Origin of the sequence: Sporomusa sp. (genome assembly GCF_035561155.1) — a bacterium.
Classification (GTDB): Bacteria; Bacillota; Negativicutes; order Sporomusales; family Sporomusaceae; genus Sporomusa.
On sequence record NZ_DATMYD010000042.1, the window covers coordinates 1 to 11,648 of the forward strand.

The window sequence follows — 11,648 nt, forward strand, 5'->3', positions numbered from 1 at the left end:
TAAAATAAAAAACAGATTGTTTTCTTCGCTTGTTAATGTCTTCGTTCATTTATGAAGGCAAAGACAAGTGTTACAGAGTGAAGCTCTCGTAGGTCATCATTAATCTCGTCGGTGGTCTCAATCTATTCATAAGTAATTCTAAAATTAATATAAATCATAATAGGATTTATGATTTAGGAGGAGACTGATCATGGCGAAACGCTATCTTACCAGCAACCAGGGAGCTCCTGTTACCGATGATCAAAATTCATTAAGTGTAGGTGAAAGGGGTCCAATATTACTTGAGGATATAGTTTTCCTAGAAAAGATTTCACATTTTGACAGGGAGAGAATTCCTGAAAGAGTAGTACATGCTAAAGGAGCCGGAGCTTTTGGTTTTTTTATACCCTATCAATCAATGGCTTCATTGACCAAGGCAAATTTCCTACAAGATCCTGAAAAGAAAACACCTGTTTTTGTTAGGTTTTCGATAGCAGGCAGCTCTGTTGGTGGCGTAGACACAGTGCGGGATATCAGAGGATTTGCTGTGAAATTTTATACAGAAGAAGGTAATTACGATCTTGTTGGCAACCATATTCCTGTGTTTCCTATTAGAGATCCCATTCAGTTTCCGGATCTTTTTCATGCTTTAAAACCAGACCCGGTTACTAATGTCCGGGGAGGGCCGGTAGCAGCCAGTCGGTTCTGGGATTTCATGTCGTTAAGGCCGGAGTCTATGAATTTTCTTACCTATCTGTTTGCGGATAATGGGACTGTCAAAAGCTATAGAACAATCCAAGGGTATGGAGTTAACACATATTCGTGGGTTAATTTGTGCGGGGAAGAGGTATATGTTAAGTATCACTGGGAACCCTGTGTAGGGGTTGAATACATAGACAGCAAGACAGCAGTTCAACTTGCGGGCACAGACCCTGACATAGCGAGCAGGGATTTGTTCGATACCATTGCTGCAGGGCATACTGTTGAATTCGAAATGCGTGTACAAATAATGAACGTTGAAGCTGAATGCGAGCAGCCATTTGATCCCTTGGACCCCACTAAAATTTGGCCGGAGAACTTATTTCCATTAATGCCGGTAGGTAGAATGGTGCTAAATAAAAATCCTGAGAATTTTTTTGTTGAAGTCGAGCAGTCAGCCTTTTCTCCGGCTGCTATTGTACCGGGAATAGATTTTTCGAATGATAGAATTCTACAAGGCCGTATCTTTCCCTATGGAGATACCCAAAGATACCGTATCGGTGTCAATTATTTAGAGCTTCCAACAAATATGCCTAGAAGATCGGTTGAAAATATGATGCAGGATGGAGCCATGCAAACCCTGTATAACCAAGGCGTTGTCAATTATTTACCCAATACATTAGGTGGTGGGATGCCTATGGAAGCACCTGAGAAAGGGAAACCCGCTCAGAAATTTGTTTCAGGTAGTGTAGCTCGGCAGGAAGTAGCAGGCGACAATTATTGTCAAGCCAGGTGTAGATATCGGACTATGTCTGTGCTGGAAAGGAAACATTTGGTTTCTAATATCGTAGAAAGTTTAAGTCAAGCTTATGAGCCTATTCAAAGGAGAATGATTGAACATTTTTTGCGGACAGATAGTGAATTTGGCAGCAGAATAGCACAGGGAATAAATTTGATCATATAAATATGGTGGCGTGGTTTTGAGAATACAGGTTGCCAATACTGTCGTTGTCAGTTAGGGATTAGATATTATACAAGGATTTGTTGTTATCGGTGATGCGCAACCTGTACGGAACAATGGATTTAGAATTTGTGTCCACCGGTGATTCATACGGCTAGTAATTAATGTCAAGGGGACGGGGTTGGTGACAATGAACACTATGTCAATACCCCCGTCCCCTTGACACTCCCTTGACACTTCCCAAGAAAGCATATTTATAGGGATTTTATATAATACTAATTACCAAGGAGGGGAGGACGCTCATGGCGGAGTTAATCAAATACTTTATTACAAATAAATGCGAAAGTTGCAATCGTTGCGTGGAAGCCTGCCCTGAAGGCGCAATCTATGCTGATGAACAGAAATACGGTATAGACGATAACTTGTGTACAGGCTGTGGCATTTGCACCGAAGTATGTCCAACGAACGCCATCGTACATGAAACTGATCCGTATCGCAGTATTAACCGCGAGGCAGACTCCTTTTTCGGCGGTGGGGCGTGGCCTATACCTTGAGACAAGCTAAGGTAAATGGAGGAAAATGATGAATGCGCTAACACTAATTATTATTACTATTCTTGTACTAGTCTTGGCATATCGATACTATGGCTGTTTTATTGCAGCCAAAATTTTGACGATTGATGCGAACCGCCAAACTCCGGCCCATGAGCTCAATGATGGACGTGATTATATACCTACTAACAAATGGGTGGTATTTGGGCATCATTTTGCTGCAATTGCTGGTGCCGGACCTCTAGTTGGACCTACATTAGCTGCTCAGTATGGTTATGTCCCAGGTTTTCTCTGGCTGCTCATCGGAGCCGTTCTAGCGGGCGGTGTTCATGACATGGTGGTACTTTTTGCGTCAATTCGCCATAAGGGACGGTCCCTTGCTGAAATTGCAAAAGATGAGGTCGGACAAACGACTGGCGCGGCAGCTAGTTTCGCGGTTCTTGTTATTATTCTTATGACTATGGCGGGGCTTGCTATTGTTATTGTAAATGCGCTTTTTAAAAATGCCTGGGGAACCTTTACGGTAACAGCGACAATCCCCATTGCGATGTTTATCGGCGTGTACATGCGTTATCTCCGACCGGGCCATATTGGCGAAGCTTCGATTATTGGCACCGTTCTGATATTGGGGGGAGTCGTGCTTGGTCCAGTTGTTAAAGCCTCTGCGTGGGCATCATTGTTTATCTTTTCAGAAATACAGCTCAAACTGCTGTTGCCAGCGTATGGATTTATTGCAGCGACGCTGCCAGTATGGTTTCTTTTAGCACCGCGCGACTATCTTAGTTCTTACTTAAAAATTGGAACAATCGCAGGCCTTGCCTTGGGTATATTTATTGTGAGACCTGAAATTCAAATGCCAGCATTTACGGTATTTACTGCTGGTGGCGGCCCGGTTATTCCCGGACCCGTCTGGCCCTTTCTGATGATTACCATTGCTTGTGGTGCAGTCTCCGGCTTCCACGCTTTAATTGGTTCCGGTACTACTCCTAAGTTAGTGGATAATGAGCGAGACATTCTGATAATCGGTTATGGTGCCATGTTGACCGAATGCTTTGTCGCTGTTATGGCACTTATTGCTGCCACATCCTTACATCCAGGGGACTATTTTGCCATTAACACCTCAGCTGCCGTCTTTCCTAGCCTTGCTGCCATGGGTTATACAGTAGTTGACTTGCCTCAATTGTCGGCTATGGTTGGGGAGGATGTCGCTCATCGTCCTGGGGGAGCGGTGTCTCTTGCTGTCGGGATGGCTTCTATTTTTGCAGGTATTCCCGGGTTGAAGCATTTAATGTCTTACTGGTATCAATTTGCCATTATGTTTGAAGCATTGTTTATTTTGACAACCATTGATGCAGGGACAAGGGTCGCACGATACATCGTACAAGATTTATTCGGAAAAGTTTATAAACCATTTGAGAGGGTTAACTGGTGGCCGGGTGTTATTTTCACCGGTGCAGTAGTATCTTTTGTTTGGGGGTACTTACTCTATGGTGGAAATATCTCAACCATATGGCCAATCTTTGGTGTTGCGAACCAATTGCTGGCAACGCTCGCCCTGTGTATAGGTACAACGATTATATTGAAGAAGACGAAAAGCACGACCTATTCACTAGTAACATTTCTGCCCATGATTGTCCTGTTTATCACAACAGTTACTGCCGGGAGTATGTCCATTCTTAACACATATCTGCCCAAAGGGATGCTGGTTAATGCTGTTTTGATGGCGCTAATGATTACTGCTGTCGTAATAACGGTGGTAGACTCCAGTTTTAAGTGGTATAAATTTATACAGCAGGCGAAGCCAAAGTGACCGCACCCGTGGTTCGAGTCCTTCCGGACGACCATAAAGAAATTCAAAACTCCGTAGATCAGGTCTGCGGAGTTTTTATATTCGTCTTTCCCTAATTAAAGTCAGGAACAGTTCTTTAATTATTATTTTCTCCTGCGAATAGTTTAATATTCAGATGTTCATCTACATCACAGGACTGAAATTCTGGTGTATATAGAGACTGGCTGTGTTCACACATATTAATCCCAATAGGATGCAAAACACCATGCTGAACTACGGACACCCTTCTTGTCTCCTCGGAGACAACGAGTATAAGGGCGTCGGTACATTCGCTTAGGCCAAGCGCGGCACGGTGGCGGGTTCCAATCTTTTTTCCCTCCTTAGTATACTTCTCTGCGGATAGCGGGAGTACACAGCCTGCAGATGCTATTCGTCCATCCCTAACGATTACAGCGCCATCATGTAAAGGATTTCCTGGAAAGAAAATTGATTCCAATAGTAATGCCGAGACCTCTGCGCCGATATAAGTACCGGTAGTGTTACAGGCGATTATGTACGATTCCAGACTGTCATTCTGTTCTACCGCTATCAAAGCGCCATACCCTTTTGCTGACAGTTCTGTGATGGCATTGGATATTTCATCCATTCCCATTATCTTCGGCAAGAAGGATGCTTGGAAGTGATAAAAAGAAGCCAATTCATCTAACTCAAGGGCGAGAGCTTTAATAGTTGTGATCTCACATAATAGGCAACCTTCTTTATTATCTAAAGTATCGACGATGTCCCTAGTCTTTATCGAGATTTCCTCTAATCTATCTCTAAGATGCTTTTTCCTCTTCTCGTCTAATTGGCATTCTGTCATGGATAATCCTCCTGTACTAAGGATGACTACAGCTACTATGATTATAGTATACCTGCCGAAGAAATAGCTTATTATATCCAAGCAGAACAACCTCCTAGATATTCTGCGGATTACCCTCGGATTGCTAAGGAAGTAATAAGTGCTGGAGGTTACCAGCATAATAATTTTTACTATTATGTAGATGATAATAAAGTCAAAAGGAGGCGTCATCGCACTGTGTCTACCGAGAGCCAACGGACAACGCTTGTGGCAGGATTGTTATTGGCAATGTTTTTTTCTTCGCTAAACCAGACTGTAGTTGGAACCGCTATGCCAAGAATTATTGGTGAACTTGGCGGGTTAAGCATTATGACATGGGTAACTACGGCTTATATGCTGACGTCGACAACAATAGTACCGATAGCCGGCAAACTTGCAGACCTATATGGCCGTCGATTGATCTATATTAGCGGGCTAATAATATTCATGACGGGCTCTATTCTTTGTGGAACTAGTAACAATATGCCACAATTAATTATCTATCGGGCGTTTCAAGGTATTGGTGGTGGTATCATGATGCCCTTAGCCATGACGATTGTAGGAGATATATTTACTCCCGAGGAACGTGGGAAATGGCAAGGAATTATGGGGGCCTTATTTGGATTGGCATCAGTAATCGGCCCAACTATTGGGGGCTGGATTGTTGATTATTCATCGTGGAAGTGGGTATTCTACATAAATTTACCTATTGGAATTTTAGCCACAATTACGATATACCTTGGGTTAAAGAACGAAAAGATACTGACTGAGAAAGTAGTCATCGATTATGCAGGCTCCATAACACTGATTACCGGAACTGTAGGGCTATTGTTAGGATTAAATCTCGGCGGTACGGAATACCCGTGGCTATCATGGCAGATCCTTAGTCTGATGGGAGTATCGCTGATATCCTGGATATTATTTATTAATTTCGAAAACAGGTCTGTCGAGCCGGTACTGAGTCTGGAGTTATTTAAGAACAGGATTTTCACGGTTTCTAACATTGTTGGATTTTTAATGGGCTTAGGCATGTTTGGTTCGACTATGTTTTTACCCTTATTTTTTCAGGGAGTGCTTGGCATAAGCGCGACCAGTTCAGGTAACACGATGTTACCTATGATGATCTCAATGATGCTCACAAGTGTCATCGTTGGGCGTTTGGCAACTAAGATTACCTTTCGGTCGATGTATATAGCAGGGATGACGTTAATGTCATTTGCGTTCTTTCTGCTGAGTACTATGACAGTGAATACCACACAGTTTACAGCCATGCTATATATCATTATCCTGGGTGCTGGCATCGGTACAGTAACACCTGTTCTTACCCTCGCCGTGCAAAGCGCTTTTGGACCAGAGCAACGCGGGGTGGCAACTTCCGCTACTCAGTTTTTCCGCAGTATCGGCGGAACTATGGGCATTACAATACTTGGTGCAATTTTTAATGGTTATTCAGTCAACGTAATGCAACAAGAATTTTTTCCTGCTGTCCAAAATACACCATTAGCGACAACCGGTTCAACGGCAGACATGCTGGCAAGAGCTCAAGTCGATCCCCGCAGTTTATTCAACATTTTGCTTAGCCCGGAAGCTCTTCACATGATGACGCTCAATATGCAACAGCTTTTGTTGCCGGCACTTAAAAATGCCCTGGCAGATTCGCTCCATATCGTCTTTTGGGTAGCTATGATCGTCTCAATTGCCGCTATACTTGTCAGCCTGCTGATGGGCGGCGCGAAGATTAATAACAAAGCCGAAAGGTCATCGATGGCTGAACAAGCCGGTGTAACCTTATATGCTGACGGTCTGGCTTCAGAAATCGAATTAGCTGCTGAGCTCGTTCCCGACCTTATTGATGGGGACCAACCCAAGCAAAAAAAGTAACCAGGCTGGAATTACAACAACAAAAGGAAGGATAATATGGATAAAAAACAATGGAGTTTTTCTGCCTGGTATCTTATCATAGCCATTCTGGCAACCTGGCTATTTAACGATTTGGTTTATAAACCGTTCATTATTCGCGAAACAGAAGTTAGCTATGATGTTTTTCTCCAGGACTTAAATGAACATAAAATTAATAAGGTCATTTTGAGCGGTGACCGTATTGTCTTTATATTGAAAGCTACGGAAACTCAAAAAGAAACTGTCGCTAATGTTGTAGCAGTCAGCGATCCTGACCTAATTGATCGTCTGATTGCATCAGGGGTAGCTTTTTCTGCTCAGGCGCCAACGAAAAGCTTACTTTCAACCTTATTAGGGTGGATTCTGCCCCTGTTACCTTTACTCTTAATCTGGTATTTCATTTTTAAGCGGATGGGCGGGGGTGGCCCTAACGCTATGTCTCTGGGGAAAAGTAAAGCTCATGAGATTCAAGGGGAAATGATTGGTATTAAATTCAGCGATGTCGGTGGGGTTGGCGAAGCGGAAATTGAACTACGGGAAATCATTGAATACCTGAAAAATCCGGAGAAGTTCAGTCGAATGGGGGCTAGGCTGCCTAAAGGGGTGCTTCTTGCCGGCTCACCTGGAACAGGCATGCTTCGAATGACCTGGAACGAGCTACCGAAATGGCACGGCGCATGGTTACTGAGTTCGGGATGTCCCCCAAGCTAGGTCCTGTTCGTTATGCTCATGCTACCGGGGCCTACTTAAGAAGCGGTATCTCAGGCCGAGAGGATCTGAGTCCTGCTACCATTGCACATATTGATGAAGAAATTCACCGGTTATTAAATGAAGCCCAAACTACAGCCAGGCAAATTTTAACAGAACATCTTGAGGTTTTGCATGAAGTAGCAAAGTTTCTAAAAGATAAGGAAGTAATTTCAGGAGATCAGCTTACCAGTATTATAAGTTCAATGCCTAATCTAGAAGTTTAAGTTTGTTAACTCCCTTGCCTATACCGGACGCGAAATGGATTCCGGACAACCTGCAAAGTACTCGGCGCAACCGGCTAACCAGTGACGCCAGAAAGATGGACACCGGCCACATCTTTTCATATGAGGCCGGTTGCTGGTTGGGCAGCTGTACGAGTACGAAACAGTTCATTTGCGCTGTGGTTCTGGTCACATCAAGGAAAATTGGGCAAAAAGAAAGCTATTATTGCGGTGGCGAGAAAGATTCTAACGCTTATTTACAAGCTGTTACAATCTGGCGAGTTCTAAGACTCAATAATTGCCTTAAAGACATACTCATCGCCACCACTACATAATAGCTAACTTAACTATACCGCACTCAATTATCGATATTCAATAGTTTATAGTACCTTTTTATCAATTTTTGCCTAGCTAGTAGGCTTATTTTGTTGTGCACTTTTTTTAGTATTCAAGCATAGTTGTTTTCACAATAACCGTCCCCTTGTATCTGAGTCGCCATAAAATTATTGAAAATGATTATCATTCGTGTTAGAATGTAAATATCATCACAACAATGCTTTGTAAGCTCAGCTCAGGGGGTTCTTGTGTTTTTCAAAAAATAATATGAGGAAGTGTTAAACAATGTGTACTTCGTGTAATGCAGCGTTCACAATATTTTCTGTTGAAATCGTTACAAAAGAGCCAGTTAGTACAAATACGGAATTGTATAAAGAAATGGCTCACAGATTATTTCAAAACAAAGTAATTTCAAATCTTAACGTTAGTAAAAATAAAGCCTATACTGTTAATGACAGACAAATATTTGGGTTCGATCTCCATTTGGCTAATACAAATGACCCTCTTACTGTAACTCTTGCTAATGTTGAGAACGCGCTGAATGGGATTCTGGGCAAATTTGAAGACTATTATGAACTGAAGATAGAACTTAAATAAATTGTAGCAGCTAAGCATCCTACGGGGTGCTTTTTATAAGTAAGCGCTTAGGACATTCGACCAAGATAACTACCCGTCCCCTTGAGTCTGTTAGCTCTTATACTGTTTAATTTTATCCCGATCTGGGTTTAGTAAAGGCCGTCCGCAACCGCCTCCAAACATCGGATATTTCTTAGAAGATTCTTCGCGAATAATTGTGTCATATTGTGAGCAGCGATATGTATTGTATTGGGAAGACTCCTCTGCTACCTCCAAATATGAACATTGATGAGTGGCTTCATCCCATTTTCCATATATGCAAGGCATTTCCTTACAGCAGCAACCGCACTGGTAACAATTCTGATCGCTGAACGCAGCTGCCACTTTCTTTGATGTATTTCGCAAGACTGCGCGTCCTTCTTGTATATAATCACCAAATAGCCGTTCAATCGAGCTATTTGAACCTCTATCGATCGTCAACCCTAAACACATGAGTGTGATTATTGCTCTATTCATCTTAGTTCCCTCTCCCTAGCGCACAAAACCAGCAGTATTTCTATATCTTTGAGTAATATACCACTTAGTTTATGGCTGGAAAAGTTTCATTTTCTAAACTATATATAGAAAAAGGCAAGTCTGACGTTATTAAAGCAAAATACTAAATCCATACGCAAAATAGGATTAATTTCCTCCATGAATCTTCGTTTTTTATAGCTTTGCTTTTTTTACGGTGAAATTGTTTAGCTCAACTAATTCTTATTAAGCTTGCAGCCTTGCAATAATATACTATACGTACTTATTTTTTTAGATGTATAATTCGTGATAATAACTTACGAGGAGTTTATATCATGAACATTACATCTTTTTTAATATACTGCATTATTGTAACATTTACACCTGGACCTACCAATATTGTTATATTGTCTACGGTGCATGGTTTTGGAATAAAAAAAGCTATGGAATACACATATGGAGCAACGATTGCCTTTGGTGCCTTACTTGCCATCTCCGCTATATTAAATACTGTGCTTGTGGTCGTAATACCCAAAATTTTGATTATAATGCAGATAATTGGAAGCCTTTATATATTGTATTTGGCTTATCAGATATATAAAATGGATACATCAGGATCAACTGTAAAACAAGTTGCTACTTTTAGATCAGGTTTTATTATGCAGTTTGTAAATCCCAAGGTAGTGTTGTTTACAATGACGGTAATCCCGAGCTTTGTTATGCCATACTACAATGAACCCCATATATTAGCAATATTTGTTGCAATTATTACCGCTATTGGCTTTTTAGCATTTGTTACTTGGGTTCTTTTCGGGGCGATTTTCAAGGAATTCCTGCTGAAGTATCAAAGGCCAGTTAATGTAAGTATGTCACTTTTTTTAATCTATTCTGCTATAATGGGTTCGGGATTAGTTGAGTTTATGAGGAGGTGATGGATATGGAAAAATTCATATATAAAAAATCATCAGCCATTACTGCGCTATCAGCTAGTTTTACTGATTTCACATATAAAAAGCATTGTCATAAGGAATACGCATTAGGTGTAACTCTGCGCGGCATTCAACAGTATAATTTAGATGGCAGTTTCCATTCATCATATGAGAATGGGGTTATGCTCTTTAATCCTGAACAGATACATGACGGTAGGGCACATGATAGTACAGGTATTGATTATGTTATGCTATATATTGAGCCAATGCTATTTTTGGATATACTTGGAAAAAGAGATCTAGTTCGTTTTGCATCCCCAATTGTCTATAATCAAGCTCTTAAGAATAGTATCTTAAATCTTTCAAGTGCAATACTAAGTGAAGAAGATGAAGCCTTGTGTAGTGAGTTGCTCCTATCCCTCGTAGATAACTTTAATCCAACTAATATTTGCACAGATTACAAAAAAGATAATAAACTAATTAAAAAAGCAAAGGAAATTATTTATTCTAAATTAGAAGATGTACTGAGTCTTGATGAAATTTGCAAAGAGCTTGCCATGTCAAAGTTTCAGTTTATCAGGTTATTTAAAGCTAATACTGGAATTTCACCATATCAATATTTTATATTTTGCAAGGTAAATCGTGCAAAGCAGTTACTAGAAAAAAACAAAGATATTTACTCGGCTATAGCAGAATGTGGTTTTGTTGACTTATCTCATTTAAATAAGCATTTTAAAAGAATCTATGGAATTACAGCGTTTGAATATAAATCACATTTAAATTAGAGAACAGGTATAAAATGGACTTTGATACTAAGCTTGTAGTTACACTTAGTGGGATGAACTTTAAACATGGTAAAAACTGAATGTTACAGTAAATTAATGATAATATAATAGATAAATGAAGAAAAAGGCCGTGTTGAAATTTTATGTTTCAACACGGCCTTTTTGGCTTATAATTATTTGCCTAGAATCTAGTTGCGAGATTGATACCCGCTAGCTGGTACCGTGGTACCGTCAAGATTATTTCGCAAATTGGTTTGCAGTCCGACAGTAAATAAAGTCAGTCAGCACTAAAATCCGACTCAAGGCCGGTAGTTTCAAGGGACACGGGGATAGGTACATTGTCCCTGAAAAAGTAAGATGCGATACTAGTCTTGAGGTGGATTCATATGCCAAGGCTGGCTCGAGAGAAAAGTAGAACTGGGATATACCATTTAATGCTTAGAGGTATCAATAATGAGATGTCGTGGGGCGTTATGAGCCCACTACTTCGCCGTTGGCAATGAAAACCGATATTGAGAAGTTGTTATAATGAAAATAAAATAGTGAGAAAGTTAGTGCTGCGGAAGAAACGATAAACCGATATTTTTTAGTTGCGGCTATAGTACGTGCCATTGATGCTATGTTCGTTAAAGTAACATTATTATAGAAAACATGAAAATGTAATATATTGGGAATCAATAAATAGAATGAAGGCACGAAGTGATAGAGGGGAAGCTGGTTTCAATCTCTGAGTGAACAGAAATTGAAACCAGCTTCATTTTTCGATAATCGATTTTATAT

The 11,648-nt window shown here is 40.8% G+C and carries 10 protein-coding genes; 8 read left to right on the forward strand and 2 right to left on the reverse strand.

Features of this window, described 5'->3' with window-relative positions; genetic code table 11:
* Window positions 1-190: 190 nt before the first annotated feature.
* The 3 genes from VN447_RS05580 (at window position 191) to VN447_RS05590 (ending at window position 4,000) form a co-directional block, all read left to right on the forward strand.
* Entirely contained in the window at window positions 191-1,642 is a 1,452-nt protein-coding gene (locus VN447_RS05580; RefSeq protein WP_325523671.1) for a catalase, read from the forward strand.
* A 299-nt stretch (window positions 1,643-1,941) separates the two neighbouring features.
* A complete protein-coding gene (locus VN447_RS05585) occupies window positions 1,942-2,193 on the forward strand; it encodes a DUF362 domain-containing protein (RefSeq protein ID WP_325523673.1) in 252 nt (83 codons plus the stop codon).
* 28 nt (window positions 2,194-2,221) lie between these two features.
* Window positions 2,222-4,000: a carbon starvation protein A gene (locus tag VN447_RS05590; RefSeq protein ID WP_325523689.1), complete on the forward strand. Its 1,779-nt coding sequence runs from the start codon at window positions 2,222-2,224 to the stop codon at window positions 3,998-4,000.
* Window positions 4,001-4,115: 115 nt separating this feature from the next.
* Here the strand turns inward: VN447_RS05590 and VN447_RS05595 are convergent, their stop codons facing one another.
* Complete coding sequence (locus VN447_RS05595; RefSeq protein WP_325523675.1) at window positions 4,116-4,922, reverse strand: diadenylate cyclase; 807 nt, start codon at window positions 4,920-4,922, stop codon at window positions 4,116-4,118.
* A 135-nt stretch (window positions 4,923-5,057) separates the two neighbouring features.
* On the opposite strand from VN447_RS05595, the gene VN447_RS05600 reads away from it, so the two are divergent.
* Genes VN447_RS05600 through VN447_RS05610 form a run of 3 tightly spaced genes read left to right on the forward strand, consistent with a single transcriptional unit; the run spans window position 5,058 to window position 7,732 of the window.
* Window positions 5,058-6,740 carry an MDR family MFS transporter gene (locus VN447_RS05600; protein WP_325523677.1) on the forward strand — a complete coding sequence of 561 codons (1,683 nt, stop codon included), beginning with the start codon at window positions 5,058-5,060 and terminating at the stop codon, window positions 6,738-6,740.
* 36 nt (window positions 6,741-6,776) lie between these two features.
* A complete protein-coding gene (locus tag VN447_RS05605) occupies window positions 6,777-7,469 on the forward strand; it encodes an ATP-dependent metallopeptidase FtsH/Yme1/Tma family protein (protein ID WP_325523679.1) in 693 nt (230 codons plus the stop codon).
* Entirely contained in the window at window positions 7,424-7,732 is a 309-nt protein-coding gene (locus VN447_RS05610) for a hypothetical protein (protein ID WP_325523681.1), read from the forward strand. The genes VN447_RS05605 and VN447_RS05610 overlap by 46 nt, the downstream gene beginning before the upstream one ends.
* A gap of 1,020 nt (window positions 7,733-8,752) precedes the next feature.
* Here VN447_RS05610 and VN447_RS05615 read toward each other — a convergent pair.
* On the reverse strand, window positions 8,753-9,157 hold the full coding sequence (locus tag VN447_RS05615) for a hypothetical protein (protein WP_325523683.1): 405 nt from the start codon (window positions 9,155-9,157) through the stop codon (window positions 8,753-8,755).
* 332 nt (window positions 9,158-9,489) lie between these two features.
* Here VN447_RS05615 and VN447_RS05620 point away from each other — a divergent pair, with 332 nt between their 5' ends.
* The gene (locus tag VN447_RS05620) at window positions 9,490-10,086 is read left to right on the forward strand and encodes a LysE family translocator (protein WP_325523685.1); all 597 of its coding nucleotides are present in this window, start codon (window positions 9,490-9,492) and stop codon (window positions 10,084-10,086) included.
* A gap of 5 nt (window positions 10,087-10,091) precedes the next feature.
* Window positions 10,092-10,868, forward strand: coding sequence for an AraC family transcriptional regulator (locus VN447_RS05625; protein WP_325523687.1), 777 nt, complete (start codon window positions 10,092-10,094; stop codon window positions 10,866-10,868).
* The last annotated feature ends 780 nt before the right edge of the window (window positions 10,869-11,648 follow it).